Source organism: Dyadobacter diqingensis (genome assembly GCF_024220585.1).
In the GTDB taxonomy this organism is placed as follows: Bacteria; Bacteroidota; Bacteroidia; order Cytophagales; family Spirosomataceae; genus Dyadobacter; species Dyadobacter diqingensis.
Genome location: NZ_JAMXKF010000004.1, coordinates 273,784 through 295,374, shown reverse-complemented (window position 1 = coordinate 295,374; position 21,591 = coordinate 273,784). Strand labels below are relative to the sequence as shown.

Genomic DNA, 21,591 nt, shown 5'->3' with positions numbered 1-21,591 from the left:
ATGTGCTTATTTTTCTACAAGGTCACTTTACTACCGAAATAACGCATCGTCAACAGTTCACCCGCGGGGTTTAACCTGTACGAAAAGGATTCGTTACCTTTTGAAAATGATGCAGAATAGGAAGTCACACCGGAGTACACAGACTTCCAGACGGCAAATAGGCTCTGAGTTTTTACAAAACCATCCATTCCCGGTCGGGAGGTCAGCTTTTTCATCATGTTGTCCGGAAGATTAATCAGGCTCAGGTCATCGACAGGTTTGGCAGGCTTGTTGCCATTATCAACAATATAGGGCGCGTAGTTAAAGGGTCCAGTGGCAACAAGATCTCCATTATCATCAAACAAAAGGTCCAGCACTGTACCGTAGCCTAAGTAATTAACATTCATCGCATAGAGTTTTTTACCCTGTGGATCAATCTTCACGGTATATTCCTCACTCACCAAAACTCCAAGTTCCTTATTTCGCGCAGCAAGAAAAATCTGAATTTTCACCGGTAGCTGTGCAATTGAATACGATTTATACTCAAATTTGCAATCGGGTATCATATTGACCGTCAAAGAACTACCGTCACGTTTCCAGCTCAACAGATACGTGTCACCATGCCACAGGTAATCACATTTGTATTGCCAGGCGTTGAAAATCCCTTCGGTTTCAAGTTTCTGTAAATTTGAAAATACACCACCATTTATCGCTAAATTTTTAAGGTCCGGTTTCAGAGAATCCGGAAATTCGGTACTAAGCATTGCAGTCGAAAGCAGTTTATCTTTTGTTAACACCGAACTGTAATTGTGTCCCTCCGATTGAAACCTTGCCGCCCAGATCCTGTCTTTTTCCAATGCATAACCGGTAATATTTGTGGCATTTTTAAATCTTGCCACGATGGGAGATGTCACGGAATCGGGCAATAATTCCAATGGCTCGGCAGTTTCAGTTTCCTTCCAGCGGCATCCTGAAAGCAATACTACCAGGCATAAAAAGCTGAATAAAAGTTTCATGTTAAAAATTCGTAACGACATTGTAGGTGAGATATTTAAGATTTCCGGAATTGTCAAAAAACAAAAAATAAGATTCAGCAAAAGGCGTACTTTTCAAAAGAGAAAACTTATACCCTACCTGCCCAGCTTCTTCAAATTTCTCCCCGGACAAAAGGGAAAAACCTTCGAATTGCTTTTTTGCTGTAATGTAACCCTGCGCAAATTGAGGTATAAGATTCAGGGCATTGTATCGCTCTGTAATGTTATAAGGTGAATAGATCACGCGTCCGGCATGATCAAAAATAAACTCATAACTTTTACTACCAACAGACCCGACACTACGGAATATTTTTTCATTTGACTCTCCAATGTAAACTTTTGTCCCCTGGTGCGAAAGGTTCCTTGCCTGATAAAACGTTTGCACTGCCGCCGGAAGATCACTCATGTCCAGGGTGATGAACCCAAACTTTGAAAATTTATCCAGATTCATAACATAACTTCGTCCAGAATTGCCAACAGCAGGCACCCAGGTAAGAAGATAAGACTGATTATCAAACAGATACTTTGACGAAAATTCTTCACTGACGTTCATATTACCGCCTCTTTCCTTTTCTTTAAATTCAGAAAGCTGAGCATTTCTTAACGACACGAGATCGGTCGCCTGCCTCAGAACACTTTTCACCGTGTCGCCAAGAAGCTTGTAGGTCGCAATAATTTTCGTCCGATTTATTGCCGAATAGTATTGCTGACTTTGTCTTTTATACGTAGCCTCCCACAACTTGTTTTCCTCAACCGTTTTGAAAACAATATTTTCGGCACCCGGCAAAGAATCTCTTAAAACGGAAATGACTAACTCAGGCACCAGTTCCTGTGGCGGCGCCTGAAGGTCGTTTACATTGTTACATGTACTTAACGTAAACGACATAACCAACAAGAGGCAATGAGCCAGCAGCGATAGCGGTTTTGTCATATCAGTCCTTTAAATGTAAATCTTGTGGCATTCTTTCTGTCGGTATTGCGGATTGCAAGTAAATATTATTGTGTACATGTGAAACAGGAAACGGCACATTGCGGCTGTCAAATGAATTGACACAGGGTGTAATTAGAAACGTTGCATCTAAGATAAAAATAGTTTTGAAAAGGACTTTACCAATGCCCATAATTCCAGCTCACCCCACCCTGCCAGCCCAGCCACGCCTGTGTCTTTTCGTTTACCTTAAAATGGAAAAATCCTTTTTCGGCAAAGGTCTGGTAACCGGCTTTAAACTCCTTTTGCCTGGCATGGAACATTGAGAAAGAAGGACCGGCATTTAAAGATAATCGTTTGGTCAGTTTGATATTCAGGCCGGTTTGAAAACGATAAATGATCGGTCGGGCTTTCCAGTTTCCCAGATAGACATTCTGATGCGTGATTTCTGTATTCAGTTTCAGCTTATCGCTCAGAACAAATTCACGGCCAAAACCAAATCCGAACGTGTATGCTCGGCTGCTGTTATTCAACGAGGAGCCAAGAGTCAGGATATTATACAGTTTCCTGTTGCCCGATGTCCACCCGATGTTAAACGGCACCAGCTCATTGGCATAAACAGAAAAGGCACCGTGCCCTTTTTTGACAAGATTAAGAAAACCAATGCTATACCCGGAAGAACTGTCGGCCAGGTTAATCATGCCTATCTGAACTCCTTTCAGATTTCCGGCGTAGTTGAACAAGGCTGCCAGTTGAAGACCTTTCATGTTTCCACCTGTAATATTTCCGAATCCGGAAAGTTGGGCTCCCCGCAAACTTCCTGAAACGTTGGCTACGCCGGAAAGCTGAACACCCTTTACATGCCTTTTGACCAGCCCTCCAAATCCGGATATCTGCATACCTGAAAGGGAATCAAGAATCTGGTTGTAAATGCCCACCATTTGCACACCGGTAAAATTTCCTGAGACAGCATTAAAGGTGGTTGCCATCTGTAAATACCGTGCATCTTTCTTGGAAATATTAAAAAGTCCGCCAATCTCGACCCCGTTTACTCCGGCAGTATAACCTCCGTAAATATTCACAGAGACCTTATTGATAATTTGGGAGCTCAACCTTCCATGCGTACTCAAACCAGGGGTCAGCGAAGCCTGGAATGGCAACGCGACAAAAAACTGACCAATATTCCGACTTTGCGCCCGCAACCGCGAAGAGACGAATAATCTGGCGAGCCATGAGTTATTTCCGCCGGTATTGGTGATGATGAGTGTGTCAAGTTCTATCGCCTTCGGTGCAATGGATAACCTGATGCCCGGATCTACATCGGAGTTAATGACAACCGAGGTGTCGGCATAACCCACTTTGCTGAACGTAAGCGAAAATGGAAAGTTACGATCACGGAGCCGGAGTTTGAAAAAACCGACGTCATCCGTTAAAGTGGATACGAGGATTTGCTTAGAGTAAACACTGGTATAGTCGACAGCTTTACCGGTTTCAGAATCAAAAACCTGTCCGGTTATCTGATAATATTTTTCCTTTGGCGGTCTTTGAAGAATTATATAATTCCCTGACTCTTTGTAAAGATACTTTCCGTTTAAAAACGCATCCAAAAATTGTTTAACCGAAACCGATTGTACCGAGACCGAGACAAGGCTATCGCCGGGAATAATATCGCTGTTATAGGAAAAACGAAACGTTCCCTGCTCACCAACCAGCTTTAACACATCGGCGACAGGTTTACTTCTAACTGAAACCGAGACAATTCGATTGAGAAACTTTTGCGCATGACAAGCCGGTAACACAAAAAACAATGTGATCAGCGTCATCATCCTGAAAAAAAACTGAATCCGGTTCATATTAAAAATGTATAAAAATAAACCAGACGCCTGAAACCCCAGATCAAAGTTAAAGCGCATTTACCTAATTTATTCAAAATTATTCGACACACTCCAAAAGCGTGACAACCGGATCTCTTTTTACCCCTATTTTGATTAAAATGAATTGTTCTCAGAAAAATAACCCGTTAACAAAACAGCAGATTATTGATTTAAAAATCTGCTGTTTTATTAAAATGTCTAACGTGTTCTGATACTTAAAGCAGCACCTTTCAGCCCCTCTGCTTCGGCTTTGATTGTAATTTTCCCTGCAATTTTCCCGGAACGAACAATCACCTGCCCTTTTCCCTGAAATACTTTTTTCTCCGGTTTTTGAAAACTGGACATATCTCTGGGGTTACCATTTCCAACACCCGCGATACTGCCATTTCCTGAAATCTGATACTTAACCAACAAATCAGCGGCACTGGGCACTACGTTCCCTGAGTCATCTACTACTTCGACACCAATATAGGCAAGATCATTTTGACTGGTACTGATTAAATTTCTGTCAGCTTTCAATCGGAGCGCAGCAGGTTTACCAGTCGTGGCGATGGTTTGTGATGCAATTTCCCGATCTCCCTCATAACAACGGGCGATGAGTTTTCCAGGCGTGTAGGGCACCGTAAATACTGTCGTGATGGATCCTGCCTGAACAGTTTGCTCCGCGATAACCTTTCCGTTTAATTCCAGTTTCACTTTCTGGCTTCTCGTAAAAACCCTGACTTCCAATGATTCGTTTTCATGCCCGGGCCAGGTCCAGCATTTCAACTCGTCCGGAAATCCATAAAAACCGGGATATTCCTTCGTTCCTTTCGGAAGCGGGCGGTGAACCATCATCTCCAAAGGACTCCTCCGCCAAACCACGTCCAGATAATAGGATGCAGCCTTTTTGTTTCCAATCAAATCCAACTCGCCGGTATATGAGTTAAAAACCGGCCATTCAGGAGCCATAAAAGTCTCAACAAAACCGCCGGTTTTTTCGCCCGCCGATTTGACTCTGGCTAAGCCAATCCCAGCTTCACCCAGGTAATCCATAGCCGCCCAGCTGAATGTCCCGATCACATAACTATTTTTTTCAACGGCTTCCCAGTTTTCCAATGCCTTGGGAGGGAAATATTCAGTGGCGACAATCACCCGCTCAGGATATTTTCTGTGATCGTCCTCATACTTATTTGGTGTGTAATTGTATCCGCTCACATCCAGACTGGCAAACGCGGGCGCTGTCATGTTCCAGTTTTTACCATTAACAATGGCCAGATAAAATGGAATGGCGTTACTCACAGCCCGGGTCGAATCCAGCTTTTTTACAGTTGCCGCCAATAACCTTGCTGTGATGTATCCCGTTGAATCAATCACCTCCGGGATTTCATTCCCAATACTCCACATAATTATGGACGGGTGATTTCTGTCGCGCATCACGATGGATTCAAGGTCTTTAAAACCCCATGCTTTGAAATAATTGGCATAGTCATCTGGCGTTTTACTTTTGTTCCACATGTCAAATGCCTCATTCATCACCAAAATACCTAACTTATCGCATGCGTCTAAAAATTGTGATGAAAACGGATTATGAGCCAGCCTTACCGCATTGTAACCATTCTTTTTAAGTAATTCCACTTTTCTTATTTCCGCTCTGTCGATGGCTGCCGCGCCCAGAGGACCATTGTCATGATGAACGCATCCACCACGTATTTTCAGGCTTTTACCATTCAGAGAAAACCCCGTTTTTGCATCAAACCGGATACTGCGTATCCCGAACGTTTGTATGTATTCGTCAACCTTCTTTCCGCCTTGTTTAAGGATAATTTTTGCCTTGTACAAAACCGGATTTTCAATATCCCACAATTCAGGATTTTTGACAACGAGTTTTTGTTCAATCTTATGAGCCGAAGTAGCTTCGGAGTTGTTTGTGGCAACCAGTTTTCCGCTGTGAGAATATAGTTCGGTGGTGACAAGATAAGGCGTTGCACTGCCAGCCGATTTTTTAACCGCTGTTGTAATCTGTATGTTGGCCGACTGTTGGGAAACCTGTGAAGAAACGATTTGCACGCCCCAATTTTCGATATGCGTTGGGCTTACGATGGATAGCCATACATGGCGATAAATACCTGAACCAGAATACCACCGCGAATTATCACCCTCATTTTTCACACAGACCGCGATCACATTGGCCTGACCTGCAGGGTTCAAATATTCGCTCAAATCGTAATGAAATGAGGTATATCCGTTAGGATGATTACCCAAATGATGCCCGTTAATCCAGACATCGGAATTCATGTAAACGCCATCAAACTGAATATAAACTTTTTTGCCGTTTGCACTCTTATCCAAAACAAAACGCTTCCGGTACCAGGCAGTACCGCCAACGGTAAACGCGGTTGCATTTTTACCGGCTGCACCTTTGTAAAACGGACCAGCAACACTGTCCGAAGAACTATCATTCAAATCTTCAATACTCCAATCGTGAGGGACATTTAATTTACGCCATCGCGAATCATTGAAATCTGTTGCCCTGGCGTCAATATCTTTTCCCTTTCTGAATTTCCAGTCAGCATCAAAAGCAATTAACCGGCCGGCAGCAACAGGCTTGCTGGTTTCCTGGCTAAAACCCTGCGTGGCAACTCCGGAAAGAATTATCCCCCAAATAAATAGATATAGCTTCATTTGTTTAATTTCTGGTTGTGAAAATCTTGACAGGCCCTACCAAACCATTGGACATGAATTGGCCCTCCGATTTTTTGAACTGTTTATAATGTTCGTTCCCCGCCATCGCTTCCCCGATAAAATGGTTTACCAAAGTAGGCAGGACCCGGATTTCAATTTTATTTATTCCTTTTTGCAGCCACTCACCCACATCCAAAACATATGGGGCGTAAATTCTTTTCCCGGCCGCTTTGCCATTAATTATTACTTCGGCAGTATGATAAACCTTGCCCATATCGAGAAAATAGTGACTGTTGGCACCAACATCTTTCAGTTCAAAAGCGCTGGTGTATACACTTTCGCTTCCGATCAATTTGAAATCTTCATTTGTTTTCCAGTCAAAAAGGTTGCTCTCTGTCACTTTTACACCGTCCGCAACGATCGTCCATTTGTCAAGATTTGAAAGTGTTACCGCGTTTACAGGATTTAAAACTGGTTTTGAAAGCAAAGTATTCTCCACCCGGCGGTTTGCGGAAGCATACAGTATTACGGAGCCGTACGGCGGGATACGATAAGTTGCTTTTCCCCTATTTATGTTTTCAGTCAGACTGCCCTTCTCGGCGTCAAGCCAGTAACTATATGCGTATTTTTTATCCAGCGAAAGCGAAATGGTTTGCCATTGATCACTCTTGTTCCAGATAAACTGAATCCGGCTTCCGTCCGTCATTTCCCTTTGAACCTGACGGGTAAAACTGTAAGGTCCGTCAAACTTTACGGTTTGTTTTAATGTCAAAATCCAGTCGGGCAACTGATTACCATTGGTTATCTGCCGACTATTCTTCTGTTTAACAGCTGTTTTCAACAAGTTTTCTACCCGTTTGTCATTTTCTTTCCAGTTTAGAAAAGAAGGCTGTTTGGTTGGCAAAACACCCGAAGTCAACAATTTCATGCCTTTGCCGGCCAGTTGAGCTATTTTTTGCGAAGTCTCAATTTCCATGCTAACCCGGTCCGACAGTATAAGTGCCTGATAGATATTTCCCCTGATATTAATCTGCTGATCCTTCGTCAGTGCAGCATCCTGAATGGAATTGCCATTTACCCATTCCCAGGTGATACCCTTTGCTTCCAGCTGATTGATAAGTTTCCACGTTTTCTCCGCCCACACATGTTTGTCATCCAGGGCTTCCTTTGGTTTGTTTAACGGCGGTTCCACGCCCGGCATTTCTCCCATCGTCATTATTTCCTCTGGATTCTCCGGCATCTTGTCCACATTCATGTAAGGAAAATAAATCAACACATCAGCCCTGGGCTTTCCCGAGCGTAACGCGTACTGTATACGCTGAATGTATTGATTGATATCCTTTTGATATTTCCAGAAAATATCCGATTCACCGTAATGTGAGGAAAAATTGACGACCGGCAGCGCAGCGCTCGAAAATGGATACCAACCTTCCCTGGCAAAATTCTTGGGAACATAGCGATATGGAATGCCGTGATAAATGATCTGCTGTGCACCGGCAGCAAACAATTTGTCCACGGCCAATCGCGTTTTTTGAGGCGTTGTCATGTACGCCCTGTTCATAAACACCACTGATTCAGACGAAACAAGGGGCCTGTTATAGAGGTGCGCGCCCGAAGACACAATTTTCATATTGGCCTCCGACGCCAGCATACTCTCCATTTCCGGTATCGACGCCTGTCCCGCAATGGACATCATATCCATATTTAGCCCATAAGCCTGTGTCCGATGCAACAACCCTTTCGGCTCCATGAAGTTACGGCTCGTTTTCAGAAAATGTTCGCCGAGCAGTTCACTCAGCGTCAGATCATAGTCGTAACGTATCCTGGCGTCCGTCTCAGCGTCAAATGTGAAATCCTTTGGTGCATTCGGGTTCATGAACTGGACGTAGTTATATCCGCGTTGCATATTTGCTGCCAGATAAGGTGTAGGGTCATAACCCCTCCTTTTCTTAAAATAAGCGATAAAATCAGCCGAATAATGTCGGTCAGCTTTGAATTCGTAACTATCGTTGAAGATAGCGCGCATGGGGTTGCCAAAATAGGGTTTTAACCCTGTGCGCTCGCCAAACAAATGGTTGTAGAGTTTTAGCACCTTTGTGGAATCAAAATGGTCAACCACATAAGCCTGTTTCGCTTCGGATGTCATGGCTTTTTCACCACTGGGCAGACTCCAGTAAGCAATGATTTTCCAGTTTCCTTCCGGTAATGTGCAGCGTATGGAATCGTTTTTTACTTTTTCTGTCAGAATGATGCTGGCGTTTATCTCCAATGGAATTGTCCTCAGTGATAGCGCTTCTTTCCCCCCTTTAACTTTTGAAGCCACAACGGCCTGCAACACGGAGGTACCTGCTTTACTTGTTATCCGGGGCAAAGCCACCGCAACAGATTTTCCACCCCCAATTGTTATCGCTTCAAATTTGAGGTTTCGAAAACCCTCATCCGCTTCTAAAATAGAGCTGCCGGCCGGCCAGCCGCTCCCGTTGGTCATGTCTACGATAAGCCCTCTTTTACGGGATTCTTCCATAACCATTTTCACATGGTCATAATATTCGGGGCTATCCCAGCTTGACAGTTTATCCCGATTTTCAGCGGTAATGGGTACGCCCAGTTTTAGCGTCTGTATCTCGACGCCTGCAAATGCATTGTCCGCAAAAAGATTGATTTCCCGTTGCAACTCACCGTTGTCAACGTCATTCCCCGGCCACCACCATCGGGCCATCGGGCCAAATTCCTGAGAAGGGTTTTTAAATTTCGCCGGGTCAAAATCGTATTGCGGAAACCATTTTGACGGTTTTTCTCCGACCGGTCGGAAAGCGAGCGTAATAAGTAAAATACCTGAAATAGCTAGTATTGATCTGGTCATAATTTCACCTGATTGGAAGTAAATGAGCGGACTACCGGGTTTTCTGACTTGCTTTAATTTGCAGGGGATTTCTGCTACACAATTCGCTGTCGAATCTTTTGACTTCTACTTTCTCTGCAACCAGTCAGAAATTAATACATGCGGCAATGAGTAAAAAAACCCGCGTCAGGCACTCACTGCACATCATTTGTTTTCACAAAACATTCGTACTATTCTTTCAAACGTTTTGCCGTTGCGTCAAAACTATCCATAAGCATTCCTTTCAGATTATCATTATCCACCTTGGCCAGTTCGAGCGCGATTTCACCTCCTTGTGAAGACTCGAAATAGATTACAATTTTATTAGCACTTTCTTCCACCTTTGTAATCGGTCTTTTTGCTTGTGTTGCGTCTGATGCATTGGCCAGCTCACCCGACAGCTTGCCATCCTTGCGTGTCAGCGTAGTTAAAAACTGGACATTACCATTGGGGGTTCCGGAAAGGCTGATCTCCCATTTCCCGGCAAAAAAATCTGAGGATGGAGTTGTCTGGGCAAAACTTTTGCAGAAGATACCCAGGAACAAAACGGCTAGAATAATGCTTACTTTTTTCATTACAATGATTGATTAAAAATGAATTGAATAGTTAATTTCTTAGCGGGCTTCTGTGATTTATTCCTTGATCCGAACCGCAGTTGCATCAAATCTGTCCATGATCGCTCCTTTCAAATGGTCGTCGTCCACTTTTTCCAAAGCCAGCCCAAGATCCATTCCCTGTGTTGAAAAATATATTAGCATTTTCCTCCCATCCTCTTCGATCTTCGTAATAGGCAATACCTCAGCCATTTTCCCTGATGGGTCTTTGAGTTCTCCGGATAGTTTACCATCCTTTCTGGTTAATTCCGTAACCAGTTTTGAATCGCCATTGGGTGTGCCCGTAATTGAGATTTCCCATTTCCCGGTAAAAAAATCGGCAGGTGCCGCAGTTTGCGCAAAACTTTTAAAGCCTGCGCACAAAAGTAAAGCTACGATAAGGGTACTCGCTTTTTTCATTGCTATCATTAATTGAAGTTGAATACTGTTTTAATCCGTGAAATTTTCACCTTGGTGATTCAGACACTTTGATTAATGGGTCAAAATTCAATGACTGCAAGAAAAAAGCATGGCAGTTCGTCGCCGAGACGGACAAAAACGGGGGTGAAGCGAAAATAATATTACTATTCCTACATTAATTGATAATAAGTAACTTCCTGGTTAAGCTTATCTGCGATGCAAAACAGATTTCAAAGCAGCTCCCTAATGGCATAAACGTGCAAACTGCCAGACCTTTATCCATAAGAATAATGACCTGGCAGCTTGCGTTACCTTACCCGAAGAAAATCAATGTATCGTGATAACTTTCCCTGTACCCGCACCGAGCACACTTTTCTGGTATCCGAAGATAACTTGTTTCATCGTGACCGGGATATGACCGGGAAAATAGGAGAAATATTCCGGCGCATCTTCCACAACCGTGGGACTTACCACGTTAATCCGAACACCGTTTTCCAACTCAATCGCCGCTGCACGAACAAAAGCCTCAATTCCTCCGTTTACAGCCGACGGGTTAGACCCACTTAGCACAGGATCGTACGTCAAAACGCCGGAAGTTAAGGTAAACGAACCCTTCGGATTGATATAATTTTGTCCGATCAGTACCAGATTAATTTGCCCCATCAACTTGCTATCGATGCCCTTTCTGAATTCCTTATCAGTCATGGTTTTCCATGGGCCAAAATAGGCGTCACCTGCTGTCGATATCAATGCATCAAACGGCCCTACCTGTCTGAATAAATTTTCTATGGATTCAGGTGAAGTAATATCTGCCTGAAAATCCCCGCTTTTAGAACCCACTCTAATGATCTCATGATCTTTTTCCAAAGAACCTGCAACCCGTTTCCCAATGGTTCCTGATGCGCCTACAATGATTATTTTCATTTTCTGATGTGTTAGTTTTAATTTTATTTAAAATGGTACTTATCAATTATTCTGTTTAAAATTCTTCAAAAATGATCCGGTTGCTCACTGTGATACCGGCCGCAGTCCCGGTTGCAACTGCATTCGCTACTGTCCGCATACGCGTCGCATTATCACCACAGGTAAAAACGCCGGGCACGGAGGTTTCCTGAAAAACATCTGTTTGGATATAACCTTCGGCGGTTAGTATGCATCCCAGAGACTCCGGGATCCAGCAATGTTGTTCAAACGGATTACGCGCATACATAGCCGTTGCCAAAACTTCCGTACCATCTCTAAAAACAATGTTTTTGAGATACCCGCCTGTATGTTCCAATCTTTCAATTTCCTTTTCGACAACTCTGATATGGTGCTTTTCCAGTTGCTCCGTTTGTTCCTTCGTCAAAGTTGAACTTCCATTGGTTAACAAGGTCAGATCTTTTGTCCAGTTTGAAATCAGCCTGATGAGTTCAAAACCGGATTCTCCATTCCCTAGAACAGCGGTTTGCTTATTTTTGACCTCGTAACCATGACAATAAGGACAGTGAAGTACTGAAATGCCCCAGCATTCGGAAAAGCCGCTTATGTCAGGTAAAATATCCCGGATACCTGTGGCGAAAATCACTTTTTTGCACCGAAACACTTCACCCGACGCAGTATATATTTCAAAACTCTTTTCTGTTTTTATTCCTTTAACCGCCAGCCCGTTAAAAAAACTAACCGTTTTATATATGGCTAATTGTTGCTCTCCTAGTTTTGCAATCTCTTTCGGAGGTTTGCCATCCTGGGTCAAAAAATTATGCGAATATGGAGTTTGCCTGTTACAAGGCTGATCATTGTCCATAATCAAAACCTCTTTTAACGCCCGGCCCAGCGCCATGCCCGCCGCAAGTCCGGCATAACTTCCTCCAACGATGATCACGTCGAAAATTTTGTTGTTTGTCATTTTCTTACGGTTTGAATGTAATTATTGCACTTGAAATAGCCTTATCTCCCATCGGTTTTGGATTGGCCTAAACGAATGAAAAAATCAAGCAACGGGAGCCCAACAAACACGATCCAGGGAACCAATGCAATCGTCAGGATGAATGTTCTTTGGTACAATGGCAATTCAGACAATAACCTTCCGAAGAAAAACAGAAACAACGTGATGGACGGGTAGATGACGACCCAGATTTTGAAAGATGCGATTAATTTATTCTTTGTTTTCATACCCTGGAAATTACTTTTTGGCATATCAGTTTGACTATGCAAAAGTATTTCGCTGGCGAAGAAGATGGATAGGACAAAAATGCAGTTAAGCAGGATTTACTTAAAGTTGTGCCTGAATATCTCAGGAGACGCCCCAACATGTTTTTTGAAAAACCTGATAAAGTAGGATACATCTTCGTACCCCAAATGGTATGCTATCTGGTTTATCTGGTTACCCGTTGCAAGAAGATATCTTTTTGCTTCGAGTATAATGTATTCGTTAATAAGCTCAGAACAGGTTTTATCCAGCGTTGACTTGGTAATTGCGTTAAGCTGGTACGCAGTGAGGTTCAGCATTTGCGCGTAATCCGAGACCTGTTTATGGTTTGCAACATGAAACGTTATCAATTCCAAAAGCTCTTCCAGGCGATCCTGCATATATTGACTGCCTTTGCCACCAGAGTTTTGCGGGTTTCGGCTTTGTCTGACCAGTTCAATGAAAAAAATATCGAGACTGGCTTTAATGACCTCCTGAAACTTATCCTCTCTGGCGGAATACTCCTGGAAAATATAATTCAGGAGAAAAAGTAACTTGCTAAACCTGGCAACATCAAGCTGACAGTAATTTTTGCTGCTCACCTTTCGCAATATCTGAATGCCCGATTGTTCAAGCGGAGAATAAAAATCGCTGGCAAATTCCATGAGATAACCAACACTGCCTCTGTCCAATGTCAGTTTATGAACCTGCCCCGGGCGCATAAAGAAAATGGAAAAGTTTGTCACGGGGTACTCAACAAAATCGATGTAATGCACACCAGAACCTTTTTCTATCAGCAGAATATAAAAGAAACTATGCCGGTGAAGCGCCTGAACCATATCTTCCCCCGATAACAGGTTCTCCACTTTCCGTATCTTGAAACTGCTTAAAAAATCCGGCTCTTTTACCTTTGTGTTGATATGCCTTACTGGTATTTTCTCCATTTACTGCTGTAAAACTGCGTACATCCTTGCTGAACAATTCACATCTCAAATGTAACACATTCAAGGGATCGGAAATAATGGCGATAAGTTTGACTATTGACGAAAACAACTGTGGCTTCATACTCAAATCTAAAAGTAAGACTTGAATACGAAGCCAGCAAATTGTTTTATTTTCAATAAAAAGCAGCAACTCTTACCACACTACTTCACATCCCAAAATATCTTCGATGTTACTACGTCACCCCCCATCGCATCGGCCGCGACTTTGTAGTTGGCGTTGTTAAGATTTTGTTCTGAAAATGGGTAAGGAAAACGGAGCGGAATTTCCGATTGAGCCTGCTCTGGTTTTTCCAGCACCGGATAGTCCAGCCGCCTCCACTCTTTCCAGCCTTCAACCGGCTGATTGTACAAAGCGATCCATTTTTGCATTCCGATACTCTTCTTCCAATTTACTGCATCCAAAATCACCTCTGGTCTAAGCAGATAGGCGTCAGCTTCCGCAGCGCTTCCGCCCCAGTCGTCCACAATAGAGGAGGTAATGGCTGCCTTGTAGTGCTCCGCGGCGGTACCCGGAACAACAAAGTTTCTTAATCTGGCTTCTGCTAGTAAAAATTCTATCTCTGTGTATGATAAAAGTACACCGGGTAATTTTGGATTGCGGAGTAACGCACTCGGCTGGGCAAATCTGGAATAGACATTGGACGCACCATAAATACCGCCAACATATTTTCCTGCATTCGGGCCAGCAGTAGCCGGCCGGAAATATTCGTCGAGACGTGGATCGGCCAGGCCATTCAGTACATCGACAAAAGTATTGGCGCTTACGTTATCATTCCGTTGCCGTAATGCATCATAAATAGGATTGGCAGTGGGTGTGTTCGCCGTATAAATCAACTTCGCGTCGTCAGTGCTGGCAGAAAATACGTGGCCCGCAGCTTCTTCCACGACTTTTTTCGCCGTTGCAACGTCGGCATCTGCAATGGTAATACCGAGCCTCAGTTTAAGCGAATTTGCAAACTTTATCCAGCTCTCGACGCTACCACTGTAATACAAATCGGCGGTTCCTAATCCGGCTGCATCCTTGTTTTTGTTTAACGACACAATTGCAGCATCCAAACGGGCTATCAGATTGCGATAAATATCACCATCGTCATCATAACCGGCCTGAACATTGGAAAAGTCCATGGCCTGGGTATAGGGAATATTACCAAAAGTGTTTACCAAAACCGACCAGGCATAAACTTCTAAAACCTCTATGGCCGCTAGCTGGTTGGCTCTCTGTGGTGCAGCAAGAAAAATGTCCGCATCAATTGTTCTTTTGGCTTCGCGCAAATCACTCAGCACGTCACGGTACAATATGTCCCAGAAGAGCTTGTTAATTTCTCTGGTGTTGATATTGTACTGGCTTTCGTCGGGATATTGCACGGCCGCCCAGTGCTGCAAATAATATCGGAAAGGATTACTGTTGTAGTCGGCCGTCGTGATGATATTGGACAAGTTGAACTGGGCGTTGCTCACGAGCGTGACAGCCGGCACCGCAGTTGCTTTTTTTGAGTCTATATTAAAATCTTCATCCAGGTCATTTACACAGGAACTTGCCATAAACAGGCCCACAATACTATAAATCAATGTCTTTTTCATGTGATGCTAATCGTTAAAATCTCAGTTTGATATTAAATCCAATGTTGCGGGCGGTAGGATATGCCCCACTCAGAAAGCCCATCCCCAGGTTCCCAGTCCCAAGGCCAGCCTCTGGGTCCGAGTACGGAACATCCTTCTGAATGATCCACAGGTTTCTACCCACCAATGACAGATCAATTCCTTTGAAGATTTTTAGCCGTGATATGAGACTCGCCGGTAAAGAATAATTCAAAGACGCTTCCCGAAGTTTCACAAAACCGGCACCATAAACGTGCGCTTCGTTGGGAGCATTGGAACCCAGTGAGCTCTCGGTATTTTCCAACCGTACATCATTTACGGAGCCATCTTCTTTGACGCCTTCCAAAAGAATTCCACCGCCTTCTGCAACCGGTAATCGTGATGGTTTGCCCAATTCATTCAGCCTTGCTGTTTCAGGATACAAACCTGTTCCAAAGCCATAGAAAGTGTCGAGATTATATAAACGCCCGCCATGCTTAACGTCGACTAAAAAGTACAACGACAAACCTTTGAAACTTATCGTATTAGAAATCCCTCCTATCCATTTTGGGTTGGGATCTGCAATTTCCTTGGTGGGTTCAGAGCGCACGTACTGGCCGTCTTCGTCAATTAGCCTGCCTCCGTTTTCATGCATAACAAAACCCGTCCCTCTGATTACCCCAAACGGACGCCCCACTGTTGCATTGGAACTTACTCCTGTCTGATATTCGGCCAATATCATATTATCCCCCTCAGCCAGCGCTATTATTTTATTTGTGTTCCGCGACCAGTTGGCATTAACCGTCCAGGAGAACAACTCCGTTTTGACAGGTGTCCCCGAAAGTGAAATTTCAACGCCTTTATTCTGCACCTCCCCCGCATTCACAAACTTGTAACTATAACCGCTTGTCGTAGGCACGGACACCGGCAGAATCTGGTTGATGGTATTGGCCTTGTAAGTCGTCACATCAAATCCCAGCCGATTGTTAAAAAACGCCATTTCCAGGCCGAATTCTGAGCTTTTGGTCCTCTCCGGTTTCAGGTTCGGATTAAATCGCGTATTAGGAACAGAATAAAGCGGGATGCCATCGAATCCTCCCACGGGTGTACCTGCTTCCTCATCTTGTTTGTTGTAATATTTATTGATAGCCGCAAAAGGTGCGTCGCTGCCTACTTCTGCATAGTTCGCCCGTAATTTACCGTACGTTAACCAGGGTATTTCTTTTAAAAGTTCTGAGAATGCAAAACTCAGGGCCACCGAAGGATAAAAATAGGCGTTGTTACCTCTTGGCAAAGTCGACGACTGTTCTCTTCTGGAAGATAAGTCAATAAAAACCGTCTCTTTGTATCCGAGCGTTGCATTGGCAAATACCCCATCCACGGCTATTTTTTGCTCACTTTCAATGGGTGGAGACAGCAGGTTCAGGGAATTTGACAGCGCATATAAGCCGGGTACAACCAAACCGCCACTGGTTGAAGCCCTGACCGTGCTCAGCCGTGACCTGCGCATGTTCAGCCCCACAATACCCGTCAGATTAAACTCCTTGGAAATTGTTTTGTGGATATTGGCAAACAGATCAAAATTGAACTCGCGCGACGTCCGGTTGTAACGTCGGTAATAAGGATCGTGATCGCTGTTCGTACTTCCGACTGCAAACCTTTCTTCCTGCTTTTCATCATAGGTATCAAGGGAAAAACGGCCGGTTAATTTCAGCCAGTCGGCAACTTCGTAGTTCATAGCCATATTCCCGAACGTCCGGTAACGACTGTCATTTTCATAGTTTTCGTAACGCGTAAAGTAAGCGTTATCAGAATAGGCTGCGACCAAATCATCGGGACCTTTCCAGTTCCATGTAATATTTTTCCGGTTGCGAAAATAAGCTTCCTTTTGTTCCTTCAAATCGACGTTGGTTTGAAACCATTGCCGCAAACCCAGCATCGGGTTGATAGCATCATAGCCGGAACCATATCTTCCTAACCCCTCCTGCTGACTGAAATTTACGGTTGCACTGGCAGATAACTTTGAGGTCAAATTCAGTGATCCTGAAAAATTTACCATATTTTTGGTGATATGGCTGTTGGGTAAAATACCTTTGTCGGTATTACGGGAATAGCCGAGCTTAAAAAGAGCCTTTTCGTTACCGCCATCAATGATAATACTGTTATTGTTGGAGACGGATTTTTCGAAAAAATATTCCGGACCGTGTTTGGCAGCTATCCATGGTCGGGTTTTCATATAATTCGGTGACGACGGATCAAAAGCATCCCAATGGTAAACCTGGATCGAGGGATCAAATGCGTAACCATAGGAAGCATCATCTGAAAAGGAAACCGTATTGTCCTCAACCCCATCGCCATCCACATCAAACTCGCCCCAATACTCGCCGTAACCTGCTCCATATTGTTTTTGATAAACCGGCAGTGTTTTTTTATCAACCGAACCGAAGGTTACACCACTGTTCAGCGTCACGCCAAGTCCCTTCCTTCCCTTTTTAGTGGTTATCAAAATCACCCCGTTCGAAGAGCGGGAACCATACAGAGCCGTGGCTGCCGCCCCTTTTAAAACGGTGACCGAAGCAATGTCATCCGGATTGATGTCACCGACTGGATTTCCATAATCAAATCCACCTCTGCCGGTTGACTGGTTAAGCGTATTGGAGGCATCATTGCTAACCGGAACGCCATCTATGACAAACAACGCCTGGTTATTTCCAGTTAACGATTTAATCCCCCTGATCACGACATTGGATGAACCGCCCAGGGTATTGGTTTGGGTAACATTCAGTCCCGCAACTTTGCCGGCCAGAGCGTTTATCATGTTCGGATTCCGGCCAGCGGTAACGGCGGCTCCGTCAATCTGAGTCGCTGCATAAGGCAGCGCATTGCGCGATCTTTCCACACCCAAAGCCGTTACCACCACTTCTCCCAACAGCCGGGTATCGGTACTTAATGTCACCTTAATCACAGAAGATGCGCCAATCGTAATTTCTGTGGTTTGATAGCCAATCGAACTAAAAACCAGAATGGTAGTTCCCGACGGCGCTGTAATACTAAAATTGCCAGTTGCATCGGAGACAGTGCCAATCTGGGTGTCTTTGGCCAAAATGTTAACACCGGGCAGGGCCTCGTTTGTAGAAGCATCTGTGACATGCCCGGTAATCGTTTTGCTCTGTGCGAGCAGGTCGTGAAGCGAGAAAGTCAGCAGGAAACAAAGCAAGAATATTGTTTTTTTCATAGCAAAAAGATTAATTAAACAGTTGATTTATCTGGTATTCAGGAGTGAACTTGCTGGTGGAAAGGATGAGAAAACGAACCATTTAACCCTTACTGAAAATGCGCCTGACTTCCGGTAACTTATCATACTTTTCAATGACATAATCGGATTAACTGTCCATTAAGTATGGAAATAAGAAGGAAATTCCGGCATAATAAAATTTGTCGCCGGACAACTGAAAAGCCTGTCTGCTGTGACAGAAAAAGCATACAAACGGTGTTTATCTACGAAATCAGGAGGTTTTAAATCTATATTCTGTTGTCTGACACCATGAGCAAGTCGTCTGTCGACAGGTGTTTTATGCGACGATTAATTTAGGTAGTATAGCCCGAACATTTGATCCGTGATCGGTCTCACCATTGAGAGAATTTCCGAAACAGTAGAAAAAGTCGTCCCGTAAGATTCTGTTCCCTATTCGATTTCCATTCAAATCGGATAACATATATCGTTATACGTAATTACCCGGAATATTTCATTGAAACAAAACGTAAGCCCCCGAACGCAAAAAGCTTATGAAACTGATTTTCGAACCAGTTTCATAAGCTTTTTAATATTTATGACACTCACCCGGCCCGATTTAAGTCAGCCTGGCCAAATCTGTGTCATTTTTCGATGAACAATTAAAACCTATTTCAATACAACGCTTCTTATCGCTACGCCCTGCAGAGCTTTTTCTGGCTGGCTGGCATCTTTTACTATTGAAATCTGCAATGTTTCAACACTTGCCAGATCCAGTTTGCCGGTAGCCGTGTTGGTTTCAACAAGGTAAGGCAAAAAGCCGGGATATGGTCTTGGCAAACTGACAAAACTTACTTTTTCCAACGCATCAATCTTCAGCGCATATTCTCCAATCTTTTCCCCCACTTTCACCGTACCTCCAAAAACGGATCCATCTTTACCAATTAACGCCAGTTGGATCTGACATGGCTTATCTGTCAATGAGTGGCCTGAAAAAACCAGTTTTTTAGCAGAACTAAAATCTGTTTTACGCCCATCCGTCTTCTGTTTGAAACTAAATCGCATCGCGTAGGCTTCCGGTTTCTCCAAACTTATCTGTAACTCAGCTCCTGCATTTTCAGACAAAGGAATCAGCTGAGAAGTTTTCAGGTAAGGCCTGATCAGCTTCTCAGTATCAGACTCAGCATCAAACAATACAACCGGGGCAGATTTGGACCCGACACGAATCTGGTACGCGTTGTCATCAAAAAAATCCCAGTCCTGAGGCGAGGTTGACAGTCCCGAGGGATAAGTTTTATAAACGTTATCTTCCTTCACTACAACATAATATTTCAGATAACCCGGTTTAACAACTTCTGCCGGAATTTGCGCATAAAACCCGTAACCGTGCTGATGCGCAGGTTCTATCGGGAACGGCCGTCCATCCGCTGGATAAATCCAAACCTGAACATCATCCGGTGCCTTTGGCGACACAATGGTAAAATCCAACCTGACACTTTCCCCGGCCGAAACTTCTGCCTTTGGTTCGTGAAGCACATGGGTTTGTTTTAGGGTGCCGCCGGGAGCAACAAATTCGCCTATCCTGATATTATCAAACCTACTGTCGCTGTCGAAATTTGCTGTTACCCCGTTTCTGACAAGCAGATAACTCCCGGGCGCAACTGAAAATCCACCCTGATTTATCTTTTTCGCTACCGTGTTGCCCTTATTCAACGGAACAATGCTGAATTCCTGGCTTAAATCAGGCAAATCAATCACGATGGGCCAGTTTCGCCAATTGACCACTGCAAGTTCCTTTTTCAAACTGTTCCTTCCAAAAGGGTCTTTTATCCAAACCGCATCAGGTAAAACTTCCAGTCGCCACACGCCATTTTCAAGCTTATCCAGAAAGTAGGCACCAGTTCCTTCATATTTTACGACTGTGGAATTGCCAAAGCCGCTCACATGCTGTAATAATTCCCTGGCTGGCGGAACTGTCGATGTATGGTTGGTATACATAAATTTTTCCTTTGTGACCATTTCTGCAAGATCCTGGCCGTAACTAACCCGAAATTCACCAAAAGTGGTATCCGCCGGAAATTTGCCAAAACTTTTATACAATGGCACAAGATGGAAAACTTCTGACGCAATTTTTAAACTTAATGCCTTTTGAGGCGCGTAAACCAGATTCATAAAATGCGTGTCATACTCCGTATTGGCCCAGGCAAAAAAGGTCGGATCGTATGCAAATTGGGTAGCTACCTGCATACCCGCCGTACGAAAACTACGCGCCATAGCCGGATAAATGTAGGAACGCCCAACATCTGCGGCGTCAAATTCATATACAATTTTCGCCAGTTTCTTAAACTTCGGTTTATCCGCAAACGGGATTTTGTAATCGTCGACGTTTGGCAGCAAATTACCCTGAATTTCATGTTTTGATTGCAATCCCGTGGGATACCACTGAAACGTACCACCCTCAATGTCAGCATCAAGATAAGCATCTGCCAAATGGATACTATGGCTGATGTTATAAAAAACCGGCTTTTTACAGCCGGTTTTGCGCATGGATTTCACCATGCCATTGATAAACGCTGTCACGTCGGCGGGCACTCCGCCATGCTGTGGTTCATTACTTATCTCAAAAGCAATCAGGTCCGGTTCGTTTTTATAGGCTATACCCGTGTAAGCGTTAACATGGTTGAGAAACTGATACAAATACGTCTGTTGTGCTTTGATCGCATCCGGATTCGTCAGGCAATTTGCCTTGCCATATTTCGCGGAAAAACCAGGCGTTTTTTCGTCAGGCTGCGGCCAGCCGTTGCCCCAATAGGCAATCGGTGTAATGATAAACTTCATACCGCGCTCCTTCATTTTCTTAATGGCGTAATCCAGTAATTTCAGATGCTCATTGTCGATAAGGTTTCCCAGGGTATCGCTGATCTCCGTATCCCAGACATGCACGCGGTATGCGTCCAGCCCCAGCCTTGCGAAATGGTATACATCATCGTCAATTGCCTTCTCGTGTGATACGTTCAACTCTCTCGCCACCCGGTACCCATAGGCAAATGGCAAGGTATAATTTACACCGAAACCATGGACCTCCTCCTTCGTTTTCCCCCAGCGCATAACGCCCTGTTTGTCGACATAAACGTCATTCGTACTTTGCGAAAAGACAGATGGAATTACAAAGAAAAAAATCGACAAAAGAAGACCGGTAAACTTCATTTCGGTAAATATTAATTTTAATTAATT

The 21,591-nt window shown here is 43.9% G+C and carries 14 protein-coding genes; all 14 read right to left on the bottom strand.

The features are described from left to right. Positions 1 to 14 precede the first annotated feature (14 nt). The gene (locus M1L62_RS13540; protein WP_254560120.1) at positions 15 to 995 is read right to left on the bottom strand and encodes a hypothetical protein; all 981 of its coding nucleotides are present in this window, start codon (positions 993 to 995) and stop codon (positions 15 to 17) included. A 1-nt stretch (position 996) separates the two neighbouring features. Beyond that, entirely contained in the window at positions 997 to 1,944 is a 948-nt protein-coding gene (locus M1L62_RS13535) for a hypothetical protein (protein ID WP_254560119.1), read from the bottom strand. 176 nt (positions 1,945 to 2,120) lie between these two features. Next, positions 2,121 to 3,854 carry a carboxypeptidase-like regulatory domain-containing protein gene (locus tag M1L62_RS13530; protein WP_254560118.1) on the bottom strand — a complete coding sequence of 578 codons (1,734 nt, stop codon included), beginning with the start codon at positions 3,852 to 3,854 and terminating at the stop codon, positions 2,121 to 2,123. Positions 3,855 to 4,013: 159 nt separating this feature from the next. Further along, complete coding sequence (locus M1L62_RS13525; RefSeq protein WP_254560117.1) at positions 4,014 to 6,479, bottom strand: glycoside hydrolase family 2 TIM barrel-domain containing protein; 2,466 nt, start codon at positions 6,477 to 6,479, stop codon at positions 4,014 to 4,016. A 4-nt stretch (positions 6,480 to 6,483) separates the two neighbouring features. After that, positions 6,484 to 9,342 carry a glycosyl hydrolase gene (locus tag M1L62_RS13520; RefSeq protein WP_254560116.1) on the bottom strand — a complete coding sequence of 953 codons (2,859 nt, stop codon included), beginning with the start codon at positions 9,340 to 9,342 and terminating at the stop codon, positions 6,484 to 6,486. A 209-nt stretch (positions 9,343 to 9,551) separates the two neighbouring features. Continuing rightward, a complete protein-coding gene (locus M1L62_RS13515; RefSeq protein WP_254560115.1) occupies positions 9,552 to 9,935 on the bottom strand; it encodes a hypothetical protein in 384 nt (127 codons plus the stop codon). A 57-nt stretch (positions 9,936 to 9,992) separates the two neighbouring features. Next, a complete protein-coding gene (locus tag M1L62_RS13510) occupies positions 9,993 to 10,373 on the bottom strand; it encodes a hypothetical protein (protein ID WP_254560114.1) in 381 nt (126 codons plus the stop codon). A 327-nt stretch (positions 10,374 to 10,700) separates the two neighbouring features. Beyond that, complete coding sequence (locus M1L62_RS13505) at positions 10,701 to 11,297, bottom strand: short chain dehydrogenase (protein WP_254560113.1); 597 nt, start codon at positions 11,295 to 11,297, stop codon at positions 10,701 to 10,703. A 55-nt stretch (positions 11,298 to 11,352) separates the two neighbouring features. Continuing rightward, the gene (locus tag M1L62_RS13500; RefSeq protein WP_254560112.1) at positions 11,353 to 12,261 is read right to left on the bottom strand and encodes an NAD(P)/FAD-dependent oxidoreductase; all 909 of its coding nucleotides are present in this window, start codon (positions 12,259 to 12,261) and stop codon (positions 11,353 to 11,355) included. A 41-nt stretch (positions 12,262 to 12,302) separates the two neighbouring features. Then, positions 12,303 to 12,527: a hypothetical protein gene (locus tag M1L62_RS29840; protein ID WP_510185843.1), complete on the bottom strand. Its 225-nt coding sequence runs from the start codon at positions 12,525 to 12,527 to the stop codon at positions 12,303 to 12,305. A gap of 96 nt (positions 12,528 to 12,623) precedes the next feature. Then, the gene (locus M1L62_RS13490) at positions 12,624 to 13,487 is read right to left on the bottom strand and encodes a helix-turn-helix domain-containing protein (RefSeq protein ID WP_254560110.1); all 864 of its coding nucleotides are present in this window, start codon (positions 13,485 to 13,487) and stop codon (positions 12,624 to 12,626) included. A 201-nt stretch (positions 13,488 to 13,688) separates the two neighbouring features. Beyond that, complete coding sequence (locus M1L62_RS13485; RefSeq protein ID WP_254560109.1) at positions 13,689 to 15,128, bottom strand: SusD/RagB family nutrient-binding outer membrane lipoprotein; 1,440 nt, start codon at positions 15,126 to 15,128, stop codon at positions 13,689 to 13,691. Positions 15,129 to 15,141: 13 nt separating this feature from the next. Then, positions 15,142 to 18,360 carry a SusC/RagA family TonB-linked outer membrane protein gene (locus tag M1L62_RS13480; protein WP_254560108.1) on the bottom strand — a complete coding sequence of 1,073 codons (3,219 nt, stop codon included), beginning with the start codon at positions 18,358 to 18,360 and terminating at the stop codon, positions 15,142 to 15,144. 666 nt (positions 18,361 to 19,026) lie between these two features. Beyond that, on the bottom strand, positions 19,027 to 21,564 hold the full coding sequence (locus M1L62_RS13475; protein WP_254560107.1) for a cellulase family glycosylhydrolase: 2,538 nt from the start codon (positions 21,562 to 21,564) through the stop codon (positions 19,027 to 19,029). Positions 21,565 to 21,591 lie beyond the last annotated feature (27 nt).

Coding starts and splice junctions, on each gene's coding strand:
- M1L62_RS13540 (WP_254560120.1), bottom strand. CDS start 995: ATGAAACTTTTATTCAGCTTTTTATGCCTGGTAGTATTGCTTTCAGGA.
- M1L62_RS13535 (WP_254560119.1), bottom strand. CDS start 1,944: ATGACAAAACCGCTATCGCTGCTGGCTCATTGCCTCTTGTTGGTTATG.
- M1L62_RS13530 (WP_254560118.1), bottom strand. CDS start 3,854: ATGCGCTTTAACTTTGATCTGGGGTTTCAGGCGTCTGGTTTATTTTTA.
- M1L62_RS13525 (WP_254560117.1), bottom strand. CDS start 6,479: ATGAAGCTATATCTATTTATTTGGGGGATAATTCTTTCCGGAGTTGCC.
- M1L62_RS13520 (WP_254560116.1), bottom strand. CDS start 9,342: ATGACCAGATCAATACTAGCTATTTCAGGTATTTTACTTATTACGCTC.
- M1L62_RS13515 (WP_254560115.1), bottom strand. CDS start 9,935: ATGAAAAAAGTAAGCATTATTCTAGCCGTTTTGTTCCTGGGTATCTTC.
- M1L62_RS13510 (WP_254560114.1), bottom strand. CDS start 10,373: ATGAAAAAAGCGAGTACCCTTATCGTAGCTTTACTTTTGTGCGCAGGC.
- M1L62_RS13505 (WP_254560113.1), bottom strand. CDS start 11,297: ATGAAAATAATCATTGTAGGCGCATCAGGAACCATTGGGAAACGGGTT.
- M1L62_RS13500 (WP_254560112.1), bottom strand. CDS start 12,261: ATGACAAACAACAAAATTTTCGACGTGATCATCGTTGGAGGAAGTTAT.
- M1L62_RS29840 (WP_510185843.1), bottom strand. CDS start 12,527: ATGAAAACAAAGAATAAATTAATCGCATCTTTCAAAATCTGGGTCGTC.
- M1L62_RS13490 (WP_254560110.1), bottom strand. CDS start 13,487: ATGGAGAAAATACCAGTAAGGCATATCAACACAAAGGTAAAAGAGCCG.
- M1L62_RS13485 (WP_254560109.1), bottom strand. CDS start 15,128: ATGAAAAAGACATTGATTTATAGTATTGTGGGCCTGTTTATGGCAAGT.
- M1L62_RS13480 (WP_254560108.1), bottom strand. CDS start 18,360: ATGAAAAAAACAATATTCTTGCTTTGTTTCCTGCTGACTTTCTCGCTT.
- M1L62_RS13475 (WP_254560107.1), bottom strand. CDS start 21,564: ATGAAGTTTACCGGTCTTCTTTTGTCGATTTTTTTCTTTGTAATTCCA.